This window comes from Azospirillum rugosum (assembly GCF_017876155.1).
GTDB lineage: Bacteria > Pseudomonadota > Alphaproteobacteria > Azospirillales > Azospirillaceae > Azospirillum > Azospirillum rugosum.
Genome location: NZ_JAGINP010000006.1, coordinates 164,058 through 186,020 on the forward strand (window position 1 = coordinate 164,058; position 21,963 = coordinate 186,020).

Annotated in this window: 23 protein-coding genes; 18 read left to right on the forward strand and 5 right to left on the reverse strand. The window is 70.1% G+C overall.

The window, feature by feature from the left end; genetic code table 11:
- The first annotated feature begins 38 nt into the window (after window positions 1–38).
- The 4 genes from J2851_RS10505 (at window position 39) to J2851_RS10520 (ending at window position 2,261) form a co-directional block, all read left to right on the forward strand.
- On the forward strand, window positions 39–305 hold the full coding sequence (locus J2851_RS10505; RefSeq protein WP_209766215.1) for a flagellar biosynthetic protein FliQ: 267 nt from the start codon (window positions 39–41) through the stop codon (window positions 303–305).
- Window positions 306–372: 67 nt separating this feature from the next.
- The gene (locus J2851_RS10510; protein WP_209766352.1) at window positions 373–1,065 is read left to right on the forward strand and encodes a ComF family protein; all 693 of its coding nucleotides are present in this window, start codon (window positions 373–375) and stop codon (window positions 1,063–1,065) included.
- A gap of 75 nt (window positions 1,066–1,140) precedes the next feature.
- Window positions 1,141–1,401: a glutaredoxin 3 gene (gene grxC / locus J2851_RS10515; protein WP_209766216.1), complete on the forward strand. Its 261-nt coding sequence runs from the start codon at window positions 1,141–1,143 to the stop codon at window positions 1,399–1,401.
- Between the two features lie 11 nt (window positions 1,402–1,412).
- Window positions 1,413–2,261 (forward strand): carbon-nitrogen hydrolase family protein, encoded by an 849-nt coding sequence (locus tag J2851_RS10520; RefSeq protein ID WP_209766217.1) that lies wholly within the window; start codon window positions 1,413–1,415, stop codon window positions 2,259–2,261.
- 7 nt (window positions 2,262–2,268) lie between these two features.
- Here J2851_RS10520 and J2851_RS10525 read toward each other — a convergent pair whose 3' ends face one another.
- Window positions 2,269–3,105, reverse strand: coding sequence for a class I SAM-dependent methyltransferase (locus J2851_RS10525; RefSeq protein ID WP_209766218.1), 837 nt, complete (start codon window positions 3,103–3,105; stop codon window positions 2,269–2,271).
- Window positions 3,106–3,175: 70 nt separating this feature from the next.
- On the opposite strand from J2851_RS10525, the gene tsaD reads away from it, so the two are divergent.
- The 3 genes from tsaD to J2851_RS10540 all read left to right on the forward strand — a co-directional run bounded on the left by tsaD (window position 3,176) and on the right by J2851_RS10540 (window position 5,817).
- Window positions 3,176–4,249 (forward strand): tRNA (adenosine(37)-N6)-threonylcarbamoyltransferase complex transferase subunit TsaD, encoded by a 1,074-nt coding sequence (gene tsaD, locus J2851_RS10530; RefSeq protein ID WP_209766219.1) that lies wholly within the window; start codon window positions 3,176–3,178, stop codon window positions 4,247–4,249.
- 11 nt (window positions 4,250–4,260) lie between these two features.
- Window positions 4,261–4,737 (forward strand): GNAT family N-acetyltransferase, encoded by a 477-nt coding sequence (locus tag J2851_RS10535; RefSeq protein WP_209766220.1) that lies wholly within the window; start codon window positions 4,261–4,263, stop codon window positions 4,735–4,737.
- 69 nt (window positions 4,738–4,806) lie between these two features.
- Complete coding sequence (locus tag J2851_RS10540) at window positions 4,807–5,817, forward strand: NAD(P)H-dependent glycerol-3-phosphate dehydrogenase (RefSeq protein WP_209766221.1); 1,011 nt, start codon at window positions 4,807–4,809, stop codon at window positions 5,815–5,817.
- A gap of 366 nt (window positions 5,818–6,183) precedes the next feature.
- Here the strand turns inward: J2851_RS10540 and J2851_RS10545 are convergent, their stop codons facing one another.
- On the reverse strand, window positions 6,184–7,881 hold the full coding sequence (locus J2851_RS10545; RefSeq protein ID WP_209766222.1) for a methyl-accepting chemotaxis protein: 1,698 nt from the start codon (window positions 7,879–7,881) through the stop codon (window positions 6,184–6,186).
- A gap of 207 nt (window positions 7,882–8,088) precedes the next feature.
- Between J2851_RS10545 and J2851_RS10550 the strand changes: the two genes are divergently transcribed.
- Together J2851_RS10550 and J2851_RS10555 are read left to right on the forward strand one after the other, a co-directional pair.
- Entirely contained in the window at window positions 8,089–8,373 is a 285-nt protein-coding gene (locus J2851_RS10550) for a YciI family protein (protein WP_209766223.1), read from the forward strand.
- Between the two features lie 17 nt (window positions 8,374–8,390).
- On the forward strand, window positions 8,391–8,804 hold the full coding sequence (locus J2851_RS10555; RefSeq protein WP_209766224.1) for an EVE domain-containing protein: 414 nt from the start codon (window positions 8,391–8,393) through the stop codon (window positions 8,802–8,804).
- Window positions 8,805–8,898: 94 nt separating this feature from the next.
- Here J2851_RS10555 and J2851_RS10560 read toward each other — a convergent pair whose 3' ends face one another.
- Window positions 8,899–9,141, reverse strand: a complete 243-nt coding sequence (locus J2851_RS10560) for a hypothetical protein (protein ID WP_209766225.1) — start codon at window positions 9,139–9,141, stop codon at window positions 8,899–8,901.
- A gap of 402 nt (window positions 9,142–9,543) precedes the next feature.
- Between J2851_RS10560 and acs the strand changes: the two genes are divergently transcribed.
- Together acs and J2851_RS10570 are read left to right on the forward strand one after the other, a co-directional pair.
- Complete coding sequence (gene acs, locus J2851_RS10565; RefSeq protein ID WP_209766226.1) at window positions 9,544–11,484, forward strand: acetate--CoA ligase; 1,941 nt, start codon at window positions 9,544–9,546, stop codon at window positions 11,482–11,484.
- Window positions 11,485–11,631: 147 nt separating this feature from the next.
- Complete coding sequence (locus J2851_RS10570) at window positions 11,632–12,468, forward strand: MBL fold metallo-hydrolase (RefSeq protein WP_209766227.1); 837 nt, start codon at window positions 11,632–11,634, stop codon at window positions 12,466–12,468.
- Between the two features lie 10 nt (window positions 12,469–12,478).
- Here the strand turns inward: J2851_RS10570 and J2851_RS10575 are convergent, their stop codons facing one another.
- Together J2851_RS10575 and J2851_RS10580 are read right to left on the reverse strand one after the other, a co-directional pair.
- Window positions 12,479–12,919 (reverse strand): thermonuclease family protein, encoded by a 441-nt coding sequence (locus tag J2851_RS10575; protein WP_246500564.1) that lies wholly within the window; start codon window positions 12,917–12,919, stop codon window positions 12,479–12,481.
- Between the two features lie 207 nt (window positions 12,920–13,126).
- Window positions 13,127–13,351 (reverse strand): succinate dehydrogenase assembly factor 4, encoded by a 225-nt coding sequence (locus J2851_RS10580; RefSeq protein WP_376989952.1) that lies wholly within the window; start codon window positions 13,349–13,351, stop codon window positions 13,127–13,129.
- Window positions 13,352–13,459: 108 nt separating this feature from the next.
- Between J2851_RS10580 and htpX the strand changes: the two genes are divergently transcribed.
- From htpX to purH, 7 genes are all read left to right on the forward strand, one after another.
- A complete protein-coding gene (gene htpX / locus J2851_RS10585; protein WP_209766230.1) occupies window positions 13,460–14,350 on the forward strand; it encodes a zinc metalloprotease HtpX in 891 nt (296 codons plus the stop codon).
- An 85-nt stretch (window positions 14,351–14,435) separates the two neighbouring features.
- Complete coding sequence (locus J2851_RS10590) at window positions 14,436–15,368, forward strand: exopolyphosphatase (protein WP_209766231.1); 933 nt, start codon at window positions 14,436–14,438, stop codon at window positions 15,366–15,368.
- 30 nt (window positions 15,369–15,398) lie between these two features.
- Entirely contained in the window at window positions 15,399–16,265 is an 867-nt protein-coding gene (locus tag J2851_RS10595) for a hypothetical protein (protein WP_209766232.1), read from the forward strand.
- On the forward strand, window positions 16,262–16,984 hold the full coding sequence (locus J2851_RS10600) for a hypothetical protein (RefSeq protein WP_209766233.1): 723 nt from the start codon (window positions 16,262–16,264) through the stop codon (window positions 16,982–16,984). The genes J2851_RS10595 and J2851_RS10600 overlap by 4 nt, the downstream gene beginning before the upstream one ends.
- Window positions 16,985–17,025: 41 nt before the next feature.
- Window positions 17,026–18,321 (forward strand): RsmB/NOP family class I SAM-dependent RNA methyltransferase, encoded by a 1,296-nt coding sequence (locus tag J2851_RS10605; RefSeq protein ID WP_209766234.1) that lies wholly within the window; start codon window positions 17,026–17,028, stop codon window positions 18,319–18,321.
- 136 nt (window positions 18,322–18,457) lie between these two features.
- On the forward strand, window positions 18,458–20,113 hold the full coding sequence (locus J2851_RS10610; RefSeq protein WP_209766235.1) for a heparinase II/III family protein: 1,656 nt from the start codon (window positions 18,458–18,460) through the stop codon (window positions 20,111–20,113).
- A 240-nt stretch (window positions 20,114–20,353) separates the two neighbouring features.
- On the forward strand, window positions 20,354–21,958 hold the full coding sequence (gene purH, locus J2851_RS10615; RefSeq protein WP_209766236.1) for a bifunctional phosphoribosylaminoimidazolecarboxamide formyltransferase/IMP cyclohydrolase: 1,605 nt from the start codon (window positions 20,354–20,356) through the stop codon (window positions 21,956–21,958).
- Window positions 21,959–21,963 lie beyond the last annotated feature (5 nt).

A 21,963-nucleotide genomic window follows, 5' to 3' on the forward strand; every position in this document is an offset into this window, starting at 1 on the left:
TGATAAGCTCCCCCCGGATGTGACCGGAGCGCGTGGGAATGGGAATCGAGGAAGCCATCGGCGTCACCTACGAGGCGCTGATCGTCATCATCAAGATCACCACGCCGGCGCTGGTCATCACCACCGTGCTGGGCCTGTTGCTGACCATCTTCCAGCAAGTCACCAGCATCAACGAATCGTCGCTGCAGCAGGATCTGAAGATCTTCGCGACCCTGGTCATCCTGTTCGTCACCGGGCCGGCGATCTACATCGCGCTGCGCGACTACACGCTGGTGATCTTCGACCGCATCGCCGCCATCCATTAGGAGGCTTCCCGTGGTGGCCGCGTCCTTACCCCGGTTCCTGGCCCGTGCCGCCACCGTCTTTATCGATATGGTGCTGCCGCCGCGCTGCCTCGCCTGCGGCGGGCCGGTGGACCGGCAGGGTGGGCTGTGCGTCACCTGCTGGAGCGCGCTGACCTTCATCGCACCGCCCTTCTGCGCCTGTTGCGGGACGCCCTTCGACTATGCGGTGCCCGGGGAGACACTGTGCGGATCCTGCATGGCCGAACCGCCGCCCTTCGCCCGTGCCCGCGCCGTCCTGGCCTACGACGACGGCAGCCGGCCGCTGGTGCTGGGCTTCAAGCACGGCGACCGCATCCATGCCGCCGACGCCTATGGGGCCTGGATGGCGCGGGCGGGGAAGGAGCTTCTCGCCGGGGCGGACCTGCTGGTCCCGGTGCCGCTGCACCGCTGGCGGCTGTTCCGCCGCCGCTACAACCAGGCGGCCCTGCTGGCCCGGGCCGCCGGGCGCAGCGCCGGGGTGCCGGTGGCGCCGGACCTGCTGGTGCGCCGCCGCGCCACGCCCACCCAGGGCAGGTTGGACCGCAAGGGGCGCAAGCGGAACGTCAAGGGCGCCTTCCGGCTGCGGCCCGGCCGGCGGGACCGGGTGAAGGGCAAGCGGATCGTTCTGGTGGACGACGTGCTGACCACCGGTGCGACGCTGGCGGAATGCACCCGCGTGCTGTTGCATGCCGGGGCTGCGCAGGTCGACGTCTTGACCTTGGCCCGTGTGGTGAAGACCTGAGTATCGAAGGTCGCAACGGCTGGCATGGCCCGGCCGTTGATCTTATAACCGTTCCACCCAGCCGAGGAGCCCCGCATGGCCGACGTCGTCATCTACACCACCCCCTTCTGCCCCTATTGCGCGCGCGCCAAGCGGCTTCTGGACAGCAAGGGCGTGACGTACGAGGAGATCGACCTCTACATGCAGCCGGGGCGCCGCGACGAGATGATCCAGCGGGCCGAGGGGCGCATGACCGTGCCGCAGATCTTCATCGACGGGAAGCCCTACGGCGGGTCCGACGACATCCACGCGCTGGACCGCGCCGGGAAGCTCGACCCGCTGCTGGGCATCGCCTGATGGAGGCCCCGATGGAGTCCGCGTCGAAGTCCTCGCTGAAGGCGGCCTGCGTGCAGGTGAACGCGGGGCCGGAGATCGGTCCCAACCTGCTGGCGGCGGGGGATCTCGTGCGCCGGGCGCGCGACGCGGGCGCGGACTTCATCGCCATGCCCGAGAATGTCAGCCTGATCGTCCAGGGCCGCGCCAAGGTGCTGGAGCGCGTGAAGCCGGAGGCCGAGCATCCCGCCGTTCCCTTCTTCGCCGACCTGGCGCGGGAGACGGGGGCGTGGCTGCTCGCCGGCTCGCTCGGCATCCTGCTGGAGGAAGGGCGGGTCGCCAACCGCAGCTACCTGTTCGACGACCGGGGCCGCGTCGCCGCGACCTACGACAAGGTCCACATGTTCGACGTGGACCTGAAAGGCGGCGAGAGCTACCGCGAATCGGCCACCTTCCGGCCCGGCGACCGCGCGGTGCTCGTCAACTCGCCCTGGGGCGGGGTCGGGCTGACCATCTGCTACGACGTGCGCTTCGCCTACCTGTACCGGGCGCTGGCCCAGGCGGGGGCGCGGATCCTCACCGTGCCGGCGGCCTTCACCGTGCCGACCGGCCGCGCCCACTGGCACGTGTTGCTGCGCGCCCGCGCCATCGAGACCGGCTGCTTCGTCATCGCCCCGGCGCAGACCGGCACCCACGACCAGGGCCGCCAGACCTACGGCCATTCCCTGATCATCGCCCCCTGGGGCGAGGTGCTGGCCGACGGCGGCGAGGAGGTCGGGATCACCGTCGCCGACCTCGACCTGGACCGGGTGGAGGAGGCGCGCCGCATGGTCCCGGCCCTGACCCACGACCGTGAGGTCGCGGTCGAGCGGATCGGGTTCTGAGGGATCCTTACCCCGCCCGCCGGGCGGTGACGACGATGCGCCGGCTGTCCACGGTCCAGGGGGCGGCCTCGAAGTCGCCGGCCAGCGACTCGATCGCGAAGCCGGCCGCTTCCAGCATCAGCTCCAACTCGTAGCGGAAGATCATCCGCCAGGTGAAGTCGAACTCGGTCACCGCGATGTGGCCGTCGGGCAGCAGCTCGTCGTACCAGCCGTGCAGGCGCTGGCATTGCCGCTCGTCCAGCCGCCCGACCAGCGCGTTCTTGACGAAGCGGTTGCCGGTGCGCGGGTTGCGCCGAGGCATCGAGGGGGAGGGCTTCGTCTCCGCGTCCATGGGCAGGGTCAGCGGGTTCATGACGTCCAGCGCCAGCCGCCCGGCCGGCGCCAGATGCGCCGCGACGGAGGCGAGCGTGCGCCGCTCCGCCCCAAGGTCCGGGATCAGCATCAGCACGTTGAAGGGGATCGCGGCGAGGCGGAAGCCGCGCTCCGGCAGGTCGAGCGCCGCCGCGTCCTGCTGCACGACCCGGACGCGCGCCCGCACCTCCGGCAGCTCCTCCGCCAGCTTGGCGCGCAGCTGGTCCAGCATGGCGGCCGAGATGTCCACCGCCCAGACCTCGATCCCGGCGCGGGCCAGCGGGATGGTCAGCCGGCCGGTGCCGCAGCCGACCTCCAGCACCGGGCCGCCGGCGGCGAGTGCTGCGTCGCGGTAGAAGGCGACGTCGCCCAGCATGCCGATGCGGGCCAGCACCGCCGCATCCTCGGCCCGCGGCTCCCCGATCTCCAGCGACGGGTAGTCGCCGTCGTAGTAGAGGATGCTGCCGTCGGCCTCGGGTACGTCCTTGTTCATCGCCGTGCGCCCTTGGAAATCAGGGCCAAGACCCTATACCAGAGGCTCGGAGACGGCTAGTTTGGCGGCCATGATCGTTCTTGGAATCGAAACGAGCTGCGACGAGACGGCGGCGGCCATCGTCAGCGACGCGCGGGAGATCCGCGCCGACGTGGTGCTGTCGCAGCTGGACGACCACACGCCCTACGGCGGCGTGGTGCCGGAGATCGCCGCGCGCGCCCATCTGGAGCATCTGGACGGGCTGATCCGCCGCGCCCTGGACGAGTCCGGCCTGGGCCTGGGCGACATCGACGCGGTGGCGGCGACCGGCGGGCCGGGCCTGATCGGCGGCGTCATCGTCGGGGTGATGACCGCCAAGGCCATCGCCGCCGCGCGCAAGCTGCCCTTCGTCGCGGTGAACCACCTGGAAGGCCACGCCCTGACCGCGCGGCTGACCAACGACGTGCCCTTCCCCTACCTGCTGCTGCTGGTCTCCGGCGGGCACTGCCAGCTTCTCGTCGTGGAGGGCGTGGGCAAGTACAGCCGCTTCGGCACCACCATCGACGACGCGGTGGGGGAAGCCTTCGACAAGACCGCCAAGCTGCTCGGCCTCGGCTACCCCGGCGGGCCGCTGGTGGAGAAGGCGGCGGCGCGCGCCACCGACCCCGGCCGCTTCGACCTGCCGCGCCCGATGGTCGGGCGTCCGGGCTGCGACTTCTCCTTCTCCGGCCTGAAGACCGCCGTGCGGCGCCATGTGGAAGAGCTTAGCACGCCTCTCTCGCCGGACGACCAGGCCGACCTCGCCGCCGCCTTCCAGCGGACGGTGGCGGAGGTGCTGGCCGACCGCTGCGCCCGCGCCATGCGCCGCTTCAAGGAGCTGCACCCCCAGGGCGGCGCGCTGGTGGTGGCCGGCGGAGTCGCCTCCAACAAGACGCTGCGCGCCCGCCTGCAGACCCTGGCGGACAAGGAGGGCATGCCCTTCGTGGCGCCGCCGCTGCGGCTGTGCACCGACAACGCGGCGATGATCGCCTGGGCGGGCATCGAGCGGCTGCGGCTGGGCCAGACCGACCCGCTGAACTTCGCCCCGCGCCCGCGCTGGCCGCTCGACCCCAGCGCCAAGCCGGCGATCGGCAAGGCCGGCGTCGGGTCCGGCGTGAAGGCGTGAGGGGGCGCGTGATGGCCGACTCCATTCTGGGCCTGACCTTCCGCACGGCCGAGCGGCGCGACGTGCCCGACCTCGTCCGGCTGATCGCCGACGACGCGCTGTCCACGGGCGGCGACTCCGACCCGCTCGATCCGCTCTACGGGGAGGCCTTCGACCGCATGGCCGCGCAGCCCGGCAACCGGATGGTGCTGGCGGAGCTGGACGGGCGGCCCGTGGGCTGCTTCCAGCTCACGGTCGTGCACGGGCTGGGGCGCCGGGGTGCGGCGCGGGCGACCATCGAGTCCGTCAAGGTGGTGAGCGAGCGGCGCGGCCAGGGGATCGGCGGCGCCATGATCCGGCACGCCGTCGACCTCGCCCGCGCGGAAGGCTGCGCCCTGGTGCAGCTGACCACCCAGACCCGGCGCACGGACGCCCAGCGTTTCTACAAGAGGCTGGGCTTCCAGGACTCGCACGTCGGCATGAAGCTGGATTTGACCCGCGAGGGGTGAGGGCGCCGCTTGCGGGACAAGGCGGGGATTGCCTAAACAGTCCCCGGGAAAACGGGGCGGGGTGTCATCATGGCGGCAATCAGGTACCAGCGCATTGGCGTGATCGGCGGCGGCGCCTGGGGCACGGCGCTGGCGTTGGCGGCGCTCCGCGCCGGGCGCGAGGCGGTGCTGTGGGCGCGGGAGCCCGCGGTGGTGGAGGCCATCAACGGCGGGCGCGAGAACCGCGACTACCTGCCGGGCGTGCCGCTGCCCGCCGACCTGCGGGCGACCGGCGACCTGGCCGCGGTCGGCGCCTGCGACGCCGTCCTGCTGGTCACGCCGGCGCAGCATCTGCGCGCCGCCTGCGGCCAGTTGGCGCCCCATCTGCGCCCGGGAACCCCGGTGGTGATCTGCGCCAAGGGCATCGAGCTGGACAGCCACGTCCTGATGAGCGAGGCGGCGGAAGCCGCCCTGCCGGCGGGAACGCCGCTCGCCGTGCTGTCCGGCCCGACCTTCGCGGCGGAGGTGGCGCGCGGCCTGCCGACCGCGGTGACGCTGGCCTGCGCCGACCCGGCCGTCGGGGCCGCGCTGGTGGAGGCGCTGGGCAGCCGCACCTTCCGCCCCTACCTGTCGGACGACGTGATCGGCTCCCAGGTCGGCGGGGCGGTGAAGAACGTGCTCGCCATCGCCTGCGGCGTGGTGGAGGGGCGCAAGCTCGGCGATAACGCGCGAGCGGCGCTGATCACCCGGGGTCTGGCGGAGATCTCACGGCTCGCCCTGGCGCTCGGCGGCCGGGCGGAGACGCTGATGGGGCTGTCGGGGCTGGGCGACCTGACGCTGACCTGCTCCAGCCTGCAATCGCGCAACATGTCGCTGGGCGCGGCGCTGGGCGCCGGCCGGACGCTGGCCGAGGTGCTGGGCGAGCGCCGGTCCGTGGCGGAGGGCGTCTACACCGCCGCCGCGGTGGTGGGGCTTGCCGCGCAAAAGGGCGTGGACATGCCGATCTGCGCGGCGGTGGACGCCATCCTGAACCACGGCGCCGGCCTGGACGACACCATCGCCGGCCTGCTCGCCCGCCCCTTCCGCGGCGAGGGGCATTGATTTCCCGCATCGGGAACTGTTGCAATGCCGGATGGATCGTGCGACGCTGAACGGGTTCCATGATCGGAGACCGTGCCATGATCGCCCTGCCGCATCCCTTGTCCATGCTGGCGCCCCGCGCCACCGCGGCCCTGGACGCGTGGAGTGTGCGTGGCAAGGACCATTGCGGGGAGTGGATTAAACGAACCGGCATCTGAAAGGGACCGCGCGGTCAAGGTCCCGCCGCCGGTGATCCGCGCGCCGTTCTTTTGGCTGTACAAATAGTAGACCCGTAGGTTGGGTGGAGCGCAGCGCAACCCAACAATCACCGGAATGAGACGGGTGTTGGGTTGCGCTGACGCTCCACCCAACCTACGGCTCCAATCCTCACCAATCCTCGGGCATGCTCTCCGACAGTTCGCCGAGCAGGCGCAGCACCTCGTGCGAGGCGTCGTTGAGCTTGCCCAGCTCCGCCATGGCAAGTTCTTCCTTCCCCTCGGCCTTCAGGCGCAGGGCGGTCTTGCCGTGCTCGTGTACGCGGCGGTGCGAGGCTTCGAGCGCGCGGTAGGCCGGGGCGTTGCGGATCGCCGGGTTGTCCACCGACTCGTACCAGGCGCCGAGCCGGCAGGTCTGGTGATCGGCAAGCTCGTCCGCGGACAGGGAGAGCCGCCCCATCAGCGCGTCCACGATCTTCTTCTTGAAGACGACGTGGTCGATCTTGGCGATTTCGCAGAGCGCGCGGGGCGTCTTCAGGGTGGCGATCTGCTCCACCCGCTGGGCGATCGCGCTGTTGGAGCTGTTGACCGACTGGATCACGCTGCCGATCAGCGTGTCGTTGCGCGCCGCCATGGTGGCCACGGTGCCGATCCCGCCGGAGATGCGGGTGGAGGTTTCCGACTGCTGGCCCAGGATGTCGGCGATCTCGTGCATGCGCCGGCCGACGTTGCCCACCTGCTCCGCCACCGTGGTCATTTCGGTGCCGGTCGCGGCGATCACCTCCTGGCCGCGGGCGACGGCGGCCCCGTTCTGCCGCATGGCCTCCACGATGCTGGCCATTTCGCCGCGCAGCGCCTCGATGCGGCCGCGGATGTCTTCCGTCGCCTGGGCGGTCTGGTTGGCCAGCGCCTTCACCTCCGTCGCCACGACGGCAAACCCTTTTCCGGCCTCGCCCGCTCGCGCCGCCTCGATGGTGGCGTTCAGCGCCAGCAGGTTGGTCTGCTTGGAGATGGCGTCGATGGAAACGAGGATTTCCCCGATGCGGTCCGACGCCGCGGCCAGATCGTCGATCTTCGCCGCGGTCTGCTCCACGGCGCCGGCGATGGCGCGCATGGTGTCCACCGCGTCGGTGGCGGCGGTCATCCCGCGGTGTACGGCGTCGCCGGCCGCCCGCGCGTCGTCGGACGCGCTCTGGCTGTTGCGGGCGATGGCCTCCACCGAGGTGACGAGGTCGGCGGCGGCCAGCGCGATGTCCTGGCCCTGTTCCTTCACGGCGCGGGCATCCCGGCTGAGTTCGGCCAGGGTCACCATCGCCTCGTTGGAGTTGATGGCGAAGTGCACGAGGCTCTTCAGGTTGTCGCTCATGTCGCGGCGCAGCTGCTCGTTCCGGCTCTGGTCGGCGTGCGCGGTCTCGTAGGCGGACAGCGTCAGTTCCAGATCCTGGCCGACCAGCCGGGTCAGCGCCGCCGCCGCACCCGGGACGCCCCGGCGGATCAGCCCGCCGCCCACGCCGTCCGCCAGCTCGATCAGGCGCGCCAGCATGAAGACGTAGGCGGTCACGTAGGCGTGCGGGGCAAGGCCGATGCGTGCGTGGGCGCGGCCGACCGCACGGGCGCGCTCCGCATAGGCCTCGGTGATCCCATCCGTCAGCAGGTTGGCCCAGTGCTGCTTCTGCTGCGCCTTCAGCCGCGGCAACAGGGATTCGTCCCCGATGTAGGCCCACAGCGCCGGGTTGGTGCGGATGAAGGCGTAGAACTCCTCGACAAGGCGGTCCAGCACACCGACAAGGCTCGGCGCGACGCGCCGCAGGGCGTTCTGGTCCTGCGCGCTCAACCGGGTCGAGGCAAGATCGCGTGCGTGGACCGCCATGGGCATCTCCTGAAAAGGGATTGTTCGACGTCGTATGTGTTCTTTGCGCGATAAGCGCTCAATCGCAGCAACCATAAAAGGCGAAAGGTTTACGTTTTGGAAGACATGGGCAGGGACGAAGCGTCGCACCTCGCTTGTCGCTGCACCTTCCGCGGCGCGCCCCGCTGCGCTAGGCTCGCCCGCCAATTCGAACGGGAAGGGTGACCCATGCTTTACATGTTCCACTGCACCGACAAGGCGGGCGCGTCGCAGTTGCGCGTCGACAACCGTCCGGCCCACCTGGCCTACCTGGAGTCCAACGCCGACCGCATCTTCGTCGCCGGGCCGCTGCTGTCGGACGACGGGCAGGGCATGGTCGGCAGCCTGCTGATCGTGGACTGCGCCGATGAGGCCGCCGCCAAGGCGTTCGCCGACGGCGACCCCTACGCCAAGGCCGGCCTGTTCGAAACCGTCGAGATCCGGGCGTGGCGCCGGGTCTACCCGAAGGCCTGAGCGGGGGACGGACGGCGATGGCCCGTTGGCTTCTGAAGTCGGAGCCCTTCAAATATTCGTGGGACCGCATGGTCGCCGACGGCACCACCCATTGGGACGGCGTGCGCAACCACCAGGCCTCGAACAACCTGAAGGCCATGAAGGTCGGCGACCGCGCCTTCTTCTACCACTCGAACGAGGGGCTGGAGGTGGTCGGCGTCGTCGAGATCGCGCGGGAATACTACCCGGACCCGAGCGACGAGGCGGGCCGCTTCGGCATGGTGGACGTGCGGGCGCTGATGCCCGTGAAGACGCCCGTCACGCTGAAGACCATGAAGACCGACCCGCTGTTGCAGAACATGGCGCTGGTGCGGCAGTCGCGCCTGTCCGTCTGCCCGGTCAGCGACGACGAATGGGCGCATGTCTGCGCGCTCGCGGGGATCGAGGCGTAGGGAAACGGCCACGGGGGCGGTTCGGCGGGCATCCGCCGGGCGCCCCCGCAAGGCCCCTGCGGCATTGTGCGAAAGTAGGATGCGGCCGGCCGGGCTACTCGGCCGGTTCGCAGATCACCGCCTGGAAATCCAGGGTGGCCTGAAGCATGCGGCGGGCCAGGGCGCGCACCTCCGCCGCGGACTGGGCGGGGCTGGTCCCGAAGCCGGGACCCGCATCGGGAAGCGCGCGCAGAGTCGCGTCGATCACCATCAGGTTGGTGCGGTCGCTCATCTCGGTGAGCCGGCCGATCAGGTCCGAAGCGTCGGCCGTGCCGTCCGCGTTGGTCGTGGTGGCCATGTCGCTCGCTCCGCCCAAATCACACGCATGTCCGGTTCACGCCGCACGCTAACGATGCCGGGTTAAGGGGCCGTTAAGCGCCTGTGGAATGCCGCCCGGGCCGGGGCAGGCGTCAAGGTGGGGCCGGCGGTCGACTGGTCGGTCATCTGGGTGGTCATCGGGGCGCGTCAAATAGTCGCGGCCCTTCTCTCATCCTTTCGCATCAGGTTTCAAAACATCAGGCGTTGCGTCGCAACAAAGTGGGGTCATAAGACCCGATTGGGCTGGTGGACAATCGGCCGTTCTGCTTGTGGAGGCGGGAACTTGTGTGGATAATGAACGGCAACAGGGGAGTGGCCGGCCGCCACTCTCTCAAGCCCTTCAGGGTCTAACCAGAAGCACTACCGGGGGAATCGCGAGCCAATGTCCGACAATTCGTTCTTTCCTGTTAAGCCGGAGATCGCCAAGACCGCTTATGTGGACGAGGCGGCGTACACCAAGATGTACGAACAGTCGATCTCTGATCCCGAGGCTTTCTGGGGTGAGCACGGCAAGCGCGTCGACTGGATCAAGCCCTTCACCAAGGTGAAGGACGTCAGCTACACCGGCGACGTCCACATCAAGTGGTTCTACGACGGCACGCTCAACGTTTCGGCCAACTGCATCGACCGCCACCTCGCCACGCGCGGCGACCAGACCGCGATCATCTTCGAGGGCGACGATCCGTCGGTTTCCAAGAACATCACCTACAAGGAACTGCACGAGAACGTCTGCCGGCTGGCCAACGTGCTGAAGAAGCACGGCGTCAAGAAGGGCGACCGCGTCACCATCTACCTGCCGATGATCCCCGAGGCCGCCTATTCGATGCTGGCCTGCGCGCGCGTCGGTGCGATCCACTCCATCGTGTTCGGCGGCTTCTCGCCGGACAGCCTGAAGGACCGCATCGTCGACTGCGACAGCCACTTCGTCATCACCTCCGACGAGGGTCTGCGCGGCGGCCGCAAGGTTCCGCTGAAGGCCAACGCCGACAAGGCCGTGGCCGGCGCGCCGGGCGTCAAGAACGTGCTGGTCGTCAAGCACACCGGCGGCGACGTCGCCTGGACCGAGGGCCGCGACCTCTGGTACCACGAGGAAGTCGCGTCGGTCTCCGCCGACTGCCCGCCGGAGGAGATGAGCGCGGAAGACCCGCTGTTCATCCTCTACACCTCGGGCTCGACCGGCAAGCCGAAGGGCGTGCTGCACACCACCGGCGGCTATCTGGTCTACGCGTCGATGACGCACCAGTACGTCTTCGACTACAAGGACGGCGACGTCTACTGGTGCACGGCCGACGTGGGCTGGGTCACCGGCCACAGCTACATCGTCTACGGCCCGCTGGCCAACGGCGCCACCACGCTGATGTTCGAAGGCGTGCCGACCTACCCGGACATCTCCCGCTTCTGGCAGGTGGTGGACAAGCACAAGGTCAACATCTTCTACACCGCCCCGACCGCCATCCGCTCGCTGATGCGCGAGGGCGAGGGCCCGGTGAAGAAGACCTCCCGCGCCAGCCTGCGCATCCTCGGTTCGGTGGGCGAGCCCATCAACCCGGAGGCGTGGCTCTGGTACTACAACGTGGTGGGCGAGGGCCGCTGCCCGATCGTCGACACCTGGTGGCAGACGGAGACCGGCGGCATCCTGATCACCCCGCTGCCGGGCGCCATCGGCCAGAAGCCGGGTTCGGCGACCAAGCCCTTCTTCGGCGTGAAGCCGGTCGTCGTGGACAACGACGGCAAGGAGCTGGAAGGCGAGACGGAAGGCAACCTGTGCATCGCCGACAGCTGGCCGGGGCAGATGCGCACCGTGTTCGGCGACCACGAGCGCTTCGTCCAGACCTACTTCTCGACCTTCGCCGGCTACTACTTCACCGGTGACGGCTGCCGCCGCGACGCTGACGGCTACTACTGGATCACCGGCCGCGTCGACGACGTGATCAACGTGTCCGGCCACCGCATGGGCACGGCCGAGGTCGAGAGCGCGCTGGTCGCCCACCCGAAGGTGGCCGAGGCCGCCGTCGTGGGCTACCCGCACGACCTGAAGGGCCAGGGCATCTACGCCTACGTCACGCTGAACGCCGGCGAGACCCCGACGGAGGAGCTGCGCAAGGAGCTGGTGAACTGGGTCCGCAAGGAGATCGGCCCGATCGCCTCGCCCGACCTGATCCAGTGGGCGCCGGGCCTGCCGAAGACCCGCTCGGGCAAGATCATGCGCCGCATCCTGCGCAAGATCGCCGCGAACGAGCACGACAGCCTGGGCGACACCTCGACCCTGGCGGATCCGACGGTCGTCACCGACCTGATCGAGAACCGCATGAACAACGCCTGATCGGCGGCGTTCATCGGGAAATAACGACGGACCGGGGGCCTTTTGGGCCCCCGGTTTCGTTTTGCGCCCATTTCCCGGATGGGAACGGTGCTTCCGCCACCCTGTTGTGTCGCCAATCCTTTCTTGGAACGGGCGTAAAGGGCGGCGATGCGGATCCATCACCTGAACTGCGGCACCATGTGCCCGGTCGGCGGGCGGCTGTTCGACGGCAGCAGTCCTGGCATGACCGCGCATCTCGTCTGCCATTGCCTGCTGATCGAGACGGAGCAGGGCCTCGTCCTCGTCGACACCGGCTTCGGCGTGCGCGACGTGCGGGACACCCGCCAGCGGCTCAGCCCGCTGTTCGTCGCGATGAACCGCATCCAGCTGCGAGAGGAGGACACGGCCCTGCGCGCCGTGGAACGGCTGGGCTTCCAGGCCTCGGACGTCCGGCACATCGTGGCGACGCACCTCGATTTCGACCACGCCGGCGGCATCGAGGATTTCCCCAACGCCACCGTGCACGTCTTCGGCCGCGAATTGGAGGCGGCGCGGGCGCAGCGGCGCGGCTTCATCGCCTCCCAGCGCTACCGCCCGCACCAATGGGACGAGGCGGTGAACTGGCAGGCCTACGAGGCCGGCGGGGAGCCCTGGTTCGGCTTCGAGGCGGTGCGCGACCTGAAGGGGCTGCCGCCGGAGATCCTGCTGGTCCCGCTGCCCGGCCACACCTGGGGCCACTGCGGCGTGGCGGTGCAGGGTGATGGCCGGCGCGGCGAAGGCGGCTGGCTGCTGCTGGCCGGCGACGCCTACTTCTACCACGGCGAGATGGACCCGCAGCGCCCGCACTGCCCGCCGGGCATGCGCGCCTACCAGCGCCTGATGGAGGTCGACCACGCCGCCCGCATCGCCAACCAGGACCGCCTGCGCAGCCTCGTCCGCGACCACGCCGGCGCGGTGCGCGTCGTTTGCTCCCACGACCGGGTGGAGTTGGATCGCTGCCGGTGAGAGGCAGAGCTTATCCCACCACCCCGTCGCACCAGGACTGGCGGCTTTCGCCGTGGTAGGGGCGGGCGAGGCCGGCCTTGATCAGGGATTCCGACAGGTCGGCGCCGCTGGTGGTCACCACGCGGGCGCGGACGCGGCCGCCGTACTTGTCCGGCTGCACGTCCATCAGGCTGACCAGGCTGGCGCCGATCAGCTTGCGCGCCATGTCGCGCGCGGCCTCCGCCATGTCCTTCTCGCGGGCGCAGCGGGCGCGCATCTCCGGCGCGTCCATGCCGTCCACCCGCACGTTGGTTTCCACGACCTGCCCCAGCCAGATGGTCGCGCGCACGGTGAGCGTGTCGCCGTCCACCACCTCCAGCACCTCCGCCGGGATCGGGCCGGGCAGAAGGGGCGGGGCGCTCGTCGCCGGGCCGGCGGCAACGGCCAGCGCGACGCCCGCCAAGACGGCCATCAGGACAACCGCTGGGGAACAGCGGAAGCGACATGATTCGGCGTGCATGCGCGGTTCCCTTCGCGTTGGGCGAGCGCCCGGGTTGCGCGGCGAGGATAGCGCGCGAACAGGAACGTATCAAGCACGACTTAGGTATTGTATCCTGCATTCATATGTATTCGTGCCCTTGATGAGCGAATGCAGGCAGTCGATCCTAACGTGTGCGCATCAAAAGTCGGAGCAGCGTCCCTTGAACTCCCAATCGCCGTAGCGGGTCGGTTCCGGTCCCTTCGGGCCGCCGATCTCGCCGGGCTTCTGCTCGGGGCCCTTCAGGGTCGTTTCGGTGTCGGTGGAAGAGGCGTCGGCGGTCTGGTCGTCGATCGCCGCGTCGTCGGGTGCGGAGGTCTTGTCGGTCATGGCCGTGATATGGGGCGGGGTGCGGTGGGTTGCCATCTTGAACGGTGCCTTGCCCCTAGCCCATATCACCCCCGACGAGCCGCGGGAAGGCCCATGGGGTTACTCCTGTCGCGCGCTGACCGACCAGGCTTCCGGATCGACGCCATGACCAGCTACGTGAAGACCACCATTCTCCTCGCCGGCCTGACCGCCCTGTTCATGGCCATCGGCTACCTGATCGGCGGCAAGGGCGGCATGATGATCGCCTTCCTGATGGCGCTCGGCGTCAACCTGTTCAGCTACTGGAATTCGGGCGACATGGTCCTGTCCATGTACGGCGCGCGGCAGGTGGACGGCTACACCGCGCCGGAGTTCCACGGCATCGTCCAGCGCCTGGCGGAGCGCGCCGGCCTGCCCATGCCGCGGGTCTTCATCATCGAGAACGACCAGCCCAACGCCTTCGCCACAGGCCGCGGTCCGGAGCACGCGGCGGTCGCCGCCACCACCGGCCTGCTGCGCATGCTGAGCCCGGAGGAGATCGCCGGCGTGATGGCGCACGAGCTGGCCCACGTGAAGAACCGCGACACGCTGGTCATGACGATCACCGCGACGATTGCCGGCGCCATCTCCATGATCGCCAACTTCGGCATGTTCTTCGGCGCTTCGTCGTCGAGTGACGGGGATGGGCGGGACGGCAACCCGCTGGGCATGATCGGCGGCATCCTGGTCGCCATCCTGGCGCCCTTCGCCGCCATGATCGTGCAGATGGCCATCAGCCGCACCCGCGAGTACGAGGCCGACCGCATCGGCGCGGAAATCTGCGGCCGCCCGCTGTGGCTGGCCGACGCGCTGACCAGCATCCACGCCTACGCCAACCAAATCCCCAACCACCAGGCCGAGGCCAACCCGGCCACCGCCCACCTGTTCATCGCCAACCCGCTGCACGGTCGCGGCGCCGACAGCCTGTTCTCCACCCACCCCAACATGGAGGAGCGGGTTCGCCGCCTGCGCGAGATGGCCGGCGCCGGTACGTCTTGGCGCGGTCCCTGGGGCTGATCGCCTCGCGATAGGGATTGCGCTATGAGGTGCGTAATACTACCTTCCGGCTGCCAAGCGATCCGGTGGCAGCCAGGGGGAAAGCATGTCCGAGGCCACGAAGTACCGTCTCGTCACCCGGTCCGATTTCGACGGGCTGGTCTGCGCCGTGCTCCTGAAGGAGCTGGACATCCTCGACGAGATCAAGTTCGTGCATCCCAAGGACATGCAGGACGGCAAAATCGAGATCTCCGGCCGCGACATCACGACGAACCTTCCCTATGTCTCTGGCGTCCATCTGGCCTTCGACCACCACCTGTCGGAGACGCTGCGCGTCGGTCAGCAGGACAACCACATCATCCAGGCCGACGCGCCGTCGGCGGCGCGCGTCGTCTACAACTACTACGGCGGCAAGGAACGCTTCCCCGGCATCTCCGACGAGATGATGGCGGCGGTGGACCAGGCGGACTCCGCCCAATACGGGATCGAGGATATCCTGAAGCCGCAGGGCTGGGCGCTGCTGAACTTCATCATGGACGCGCGCACCGGGCTCGGCCGCTTCCGGGATTTCCGCATCTCCAACTACCAGCTGATGATGGAGCTGATCGACGCCTGCCGGAACCACGGCATCGACGAGATCCTGGCCCTGCCCGACGTGAAGGAGCGGGTGGACCTCTACGCCGAGCATGAGCCGAAATTCTCCAACCAGCTGGCCCGCTGCACCACCATGCGCGGCAACGTGGTGGTCGTCGACCTGCGGCGGGAGGAGACGATCTACGCCGGCAACCGCTTCATGATCTACGCCATGTACCCGGAGGCCAACGTCTCGATCCACGTCCTCTGGGGCCTGAAGCAGCAGAACACGGTGCTGGCCTGCGGCAAGTCGATCATCAACCGCAGTTCCCGCACCAACATCGGCCCGCTGATGCTGGAATACGGCGGCGGCGGGCACGAGGCCGCCGGCACCTGCCAGGTGGACAACGACAAGGCCGACGCGGTGCTGGAGGAGATCGTCGCGCGGATGCGCGCCGACGGCTGACAAACGCCGCCCCGGACGCGGAGAGGCGCCATGCGGGTGTGCCTGTCGCTGGTCGGCGAGCAGTTCAACATGTACGCCAACACCATCGCGCTGTTTCACCACGCGCTGGTGGACCTCGGCCATACGGTGCGGGTGTCGCTGAACGGCCTGGACCCGGCGGCGCTGAACCTGTTCCTGCCGCCCATGGCCTTCCGGTCGCGCGAGCTGCTGGCCCACCTCGCGGACCGGCGGATCCCCTACGGCTTCGTCGGGGTGGAAACCTTCCACGGCTACGCCCACCACCGCCGGGACGAGCCGGAGGGCGACAGCGCCGACTTCCGGCGCTTCGTCGCCGACGCGCGCTGCATCCTCTGCCTGTTCCGCCAGGATCTGGAACCCTACCGCGCGCTCGGCGGCCGCGCGGTCTACGCGCGCTACGGCTTCCACGAGCGGGTGGAGGAGGTCCGCCCCGGACCCGAGCGCCCCGTCGACGTCTTCTTCTTCGGCGACGTGGCCGGGCGGCCCCGGCGGGAACGGTTGCTCCAGGGCCTCGCCGCGCGCGGCCTGACCGTGCAGACGCTGATCGGCGCGCAGGAGGCGCCGCCGGCCCTGGTGCGCAACTCCCTGATCGGCATGGCCAAGGCCAACCTGAACATCAACCATTCCACCCACGTCAGCCCGCAGCGCGTGGTCTTCCTGTCGAACAACCGGCTGCGCTGCCTGTCCGACACGGCCGACGACCCGGACGGCTACCTCGAATCCGCGCTGGCCTTCGAGCGCGACGCGGAGTTTCTCGACGGCTGCGAGGACTATGTCCGCTCCGGCCGCTGGCGCATCGACGGCGAAGCGGCTTATGAACTGGTCCGCCGGCACCCGATGAGCCGGACGCTGCAAGCCGCCTTCGACGAGACGCTGTGACCTCCGACCTCCTTCCCCTGTTCGACCCCTCCTGGCTGTCCATCCCGCCCGACGCCGGCCACGACGACGTCCTCCGCCGCATCGACGAGGCGGAACGGCGGGCCGGCGAGGCGCTTGCGCGGCTGATGGCCGAAGCCGGGACTCCGGCCGGTCCCGCCGACCTGGACGCGCGCATCGACGCGCTGCTGGCGCTGGAAACCCGCTCCATCCCGGAAGGCGCCAAGACGGCGGACGAGGCGGTGGAGCGCGCGACCATGGAGATCGGGTTCCGCCGACGCGCCCTGTTCCCCCATTTCCACGCCCTGGCCGACCGGATCCGGGTGCTGCACCGGCAGGCCCTGGTCGCCTGCCGGGACGCGCGCTGGGCGCTGATGACGCGGCGCGCGCTGGCCGATCCCGGCGGGCCGTCCAGCCCGCTCCAGGGCGCCGGCACGCGCTATGTGAAGAGCGACCGCTACGACGCCCGGGCGGCGCGTGCCCTGTCGCCGATCGAGCGCGTGCGCGCCGACCGCACGCTGAAGCGGCTGGGCGAAAACCCCGTCCCGCCGGAGCTTGGCCTGCGTCCTCTGGACGGTGGGGGCGAGACGCTGTGGGCCATGACCGCCGGCCATCCCAACCGCTTCATCCTGCGCCGGGGCGAGGCGGCGGGGGTGCCCTGCTTCGTCCTGGAGGACGTCGGGCCGCACGCCGGCTACGACGAGTGGGGGACGAGACGCTAGCATCTCTCGACACCCGGCGTCCGGCGCGCTAAATCCAGCGCATGTCCGAAGCCTCCCTTGCCGCGCGCGCCGCCGCGCTCGACCTGCTGCGCGATGTGCTGCGCAAGTCCATCCCCTTTGACGACGCGTTCGACGCGCACCCGGATCTGCGCGGGCTCGATCCGCGCGACCGCGGCTTCGTCCGCATGCTGGTCGCCACGGTGCTGCGCCGCCTGGGCCAGATCGACGAGCTGATCCAGGGCAGCCTGTCGAAGCCCGGCCTGCCCAAGGCCACCGTGCACGACATCCTGCGGCTCGGCACGGCGCAGCTGGTCTTCCTCGGCACGCCTGCCCACGCCGCCGTCGACACGGCGGTGGAACTGGCGGCGGCGCGCGGGGCGGAGCCCTACAAGGGGCTGATCAACGCCGTCCTGCGCCGCATCGGCCGCGAGGGGGCGGAGCTGGCGGCCAAGCAGGACGCCGGGCGCCTGAACACGCCGGACTGGCTGTGGCTCGCCTGGCGGCAGGCCTACGGCATGGGCCGCACCCGCGGCATCGTCGAGGCGCACCTGCACGAGGCGCCGCTGGACATCACCGTGAAGCGCGACCCCGCGTCCTGGGCGGAGCGGCTGGAGGCCACCGTCCTTCCCACCGGCTCGCTGCGCCGCCCGCCCGGCGGGTCCGTCACCGAGCTGCCGGGCTTCGCCGAGGGCGCCTGGTGGGTGCAGGACCTTGCCGCCTCCCTGCCGGCCAAGCTGTTCGGCGACCTGGCGGGCAAGCTGGTCTACGACCTGTGCGCCGCCCCCGGCGGCAAGACCGCGCAGCTCGTCGCGCAGGGCGCGGAGGTCGTCGCGGTCGACCGCTCCGCCAAGCGGCTGGAGCGGGTGCGGGAGAATCTGGGGCGGCTCGACCTGCCCGCCGAGATCCTGGCGTCCGACGTGGCGACCTGGACCCCCGACCGGCCGGCCGACGCGGTGCTGCTGGACGCCCCCTGCTCGGCGACCGGGGCGATCCGCCGCCACCCGGACATTCTGCGCGTCAAGACGCCGGAGGACATCGCCAAGCTGGCCCGCGCGCAGAACCGCCTGCTGGCCCACGCGGTCGATCTGGTCAAGCCCGGCGGTTTGCTGGTCTACTGCACCTGCTCCATCCAGCCGGAGGAGGGCGAGGCCCAGATCGACCGCATCCTGACCCGCGACGACCGGGTCGAGCGCGTGCCCATCGAACCGGGTGAGCTGGACGGCATGGCAGAATTGATCAACGAGCGCGGCGAGGTCCGCTCGCTTCCGGGCATGCTCCCGGATCTCGGCGGCATCGACGGGTTCTTTGTGGCAAGGCTGAGACGGTTGCACGAATAGATTACCACCGGCTTGCGGCGGTCGAGGCGAATTTGATACCAAACAGGAATGTTCTTCCCCGATCGTCCGATCCCCCGAATCGATGCGCCGATCGATGCGCCGGCCGTCTCCCCCTGTCGTGTGGCGGGGTGAGGCGATGAGTGGCGCGCGTGGCAAAATCGGCCGGTTGCGGGAAGGCGTGGCGCAGATCGCCTTCGGCAACCCGATCTACAAGCTGACGCTGGGCGGCCGGGCGCCGACGGCGCTGTCCATCGTGCCGCCGGACCCCTGGCCGGGCGACGCGACGGAAGGCTCCGCCCTGCTGGCCGGCGTGTTCCGACTCGGCGGGCAGACGGTCACGGTGGACCCGAACGGCACGCCCAGCTGGCGGGCCGGCAACGCCGGCTGGCTGGACGCGCTGCACGGGTTCGAATGGATGCGCGACCTGCGCGCGGTCGGCGGCGACGCCGCGCGGCGGCGGGCCCGCGCGCTGGTGCTGTCCTGGCTCGACCACAACGGCGGCTGGCACCCCAAGACCTGGGCGCCGGAGGTGATGGGCGCGCGCATCAGCACCTGGATCGGCCTGCACGACTTCTACTGCGCCTCGGCCGACGACGAGTTCCGCGCCCGCATCTTCGACAGCCTCGCCCGGCAGGTCCGCCACCTCACGCGCGTCGTCCCCGGCGCGCTGGACGGCAAGGCGCTGGTCACGGCGGTGAAGGGCCTCGTCTACGGCGGCTTCTGCCTGCCCGACACCGAGCGCACCGGGCAGGACGCCCTGCGCCTGCTGGAGCGGGAGCTGCCGCGCCAGATCCTGCCCGACGGCGGCCATGTGGAGCGCTGCCCCTCGGTTCAGTTGCGCATCCTGCGCGACCTGATCGACGTGCGCGCCGTGCTGCGCGCCGCCCGCGCCGAGGTGCCGGAGACCCTGCAGCACGCCATCGACCGCATGACGCCCGCGCTGCGCTTCTTCCGCCACGGCGACGGCGGGCTCGCCCTGTTCAACGGCGGGCGGGAGGAGGACGCGGCGCTGGTCGACACGGTGCTGGCCCAGGCCGACGCCCGCGGCCGCCCGTTGAAGAGCGCGCCGCACACCGGATTCGAACGGCTGATCGCCGGCCGCACCATGGTGCTGATGGACGCCGGCGTGCCGCCGGTCAGCGGCCTGGACGCAACCGCCCACGCCGGCACCCTGGCGCTGGAGATGTCGGTCGGCAAGGAGCGGCTGATCGTCAATTGCGGCAGCCACCGGACGGCCACCGGCCCATGGCGCTCCGCCCTGGCCGGCACCGCCGCCCATTCCACCGTCGTGCTGGCCGAAACCAACTCGTCTGAGGTGCTGGAGGACGGCGGGCTCGGCCGCCGCCCCTCCCACGTCGGCTGCGAGCGGCAGGAGAACGACGGGGCGGTGCTGGTCGTCGCCACGCACAACGGCTACAGCCGCAACTTCGGCTACCTGCACCGCCGGCGCGTCTATTTGGCGGAGAACGGCGAGGACCTGCGCGGCGAGGACACGCTGGAGCCGGTGATCGGCGCGACGCCGGAGCCGCAGGACTTCACCATCCGCTTCCACCTGCACCCGTCGGTGCAAGCCTCGCTGATCCAGGGCGGCGGGCAGGTGCTGCTGCGGATGCACAGCGGGGCGGGCTGGCGCCTGCGCGCCTCGGGCGGGACGCTGGAGCTGGAGGAAAGCATCTATCTGGGCAGCGGCGACGAGCCGCGGCGGACCACCCAGATCGCCATCCACGGTCATACCGGCCCTGACGGCAACACCGTGAAATGGGCCTTGCGCCGCGAGCGCAAGGGGGCGTAAATCGCGCGCATCCGCGGCGGACGGGCCGTTGGGATACGGATCGGTGCCAGTTTTCGGCGTCTTTGAACGTTTTCCCCTGCGACCGTCATTCCCGCGAAGGCGGGAATCCAGGCTTCGGACGGCGGCACGCTTCCTTGAGCCTGGATCCCCGCCTTCGCGGGGATGACGAAGCGGGGCGGTTTCGTTTTTCCCGTAGGCCCCGTCCATCGCGGCCGGTTCCATGACAACCAGGATGCCCCGATGAGCCCGCCGAAGACCGCCCATTCGCCCGCCCCCGATCTCGTCCGCATCACGCGTGCGCTGATTTCCGTGTCCGACAAGACGGGCCTCGTCGCGCTCGGCCAGGCGCTGGCGGCCAAGGGGGTGGAGATCCTGTCCACCGGCGGTTCGGCGCAGCGGCTGGCCGAGGCCGGCGTCCCGGTGAAGGAGGTCTCCGACCACACCGGCTTCCCGGAGATTATGGACGGCCGCGTGAAGACGCTGCACCCGCGCGTGCACGGCGGCATCCTGGCCCGCCGCGACATCCACGCGGACGCCATGGCGGCCCACGACATCCCGCCGATCGACTTGGTGGTCGTGAACCTCTACCCGTTCGAGGCGACGGTCGCGAAGGGCGCCTCCTACGACGACTGCGTGGAGAACATCGACATCGGCGGGCCGGCGATGATCCGCGCCGCCGCCAAGAACCACGACTTCGTCACCGTGGTCACCGACCCGGAGGACTATGAGGCCGTGCTGGACGAGCTGGCGACGCACGACGGCGCCGTCACGCTGAAGCTCCGCCGTACGCTCGCCCAGCGCGCGTACGCGCGTACGGCCGCGTACGACGCCGCCATCTCCACCTGGCTGGCCGGCCAGCTGGGCGAGACCTTCCCGCCGCGCGTCACCCTGTCGGGCAAGCTCAGCCAGACGCTGCGCTACGGCGAGAACCCGCACCAGCAAGCGGCCTTCTACGTGACGGGCGAGCAGCGCCCGGGTGTGGCGACGGCCACCCAGCTCCAGGGCAAGGAGCTGTCCTACAACAACCTGAACGACACCGACGCCGCCTTCGAGCTGGTCGCCGAGTTCGAGCGCCCGGCCGTCGCCATCATCAAGCACGCCAACCCCTGCGGCGTGGCGCAGGGCGACAGCATCCTGGACGCGTACAAGCAGGCCCTGCTGTGCGACCCGGTCAGCGCCTTCGGCGGCATCATCGCCGTCAACCGCCCGCTGGACGCCGCCACGGCCGAGGAGATCTCCAAGCTGTTCGCCGAGGTGGTGATCGCCCCGGACGCCGACGACTCGGCCCGCGCGCTGCTCGCCACCAAGAAGAACCTGCGCGTCCTGCTGACCAAGGATGTGCCGAACCCGGCCGAGCCGGGCATGATGATCAAGCAGCTGTCCGGCGGCTTCCTGCTGCAGAACCGCGACAACGGCCGCATCGACCCGGCTGAGCTGAAGGTCGTCACCAAGCGCGCCCCGACGGAGCAGGAACTGGCCGACCTGCTGTTCGCCTTCCGCGTCGGCAAGCACGTGAAGTCGAACGCCATCGTCTACGCCAAGAACGGCGCCACCGTCGGCGTCGGCGCCGGCCAGATGAGCCGCGTCGACTCGGCCCGCATCGCCGCCATCAAGTCGGCGGAGGCCGCCAAGGCCGCCGGCCTGTCGGAGCCGCTGACCAAGGGTTCGGTGGTCGCGTCGGACGCCTTCTTCCCCTTCGCCGACGGCCTTCTGGCCGCCGCGGAAGCGGGCGTGACCGCGGTGATCCAGCCCGGCGGCTCGATCCGCGACAACGAGGTCATCGCCGCGGCCGACGAGAAGGGCCTGGCGATGGTCTTCACCGGGATGCGTCACTTCCGGCACTGAGCGCC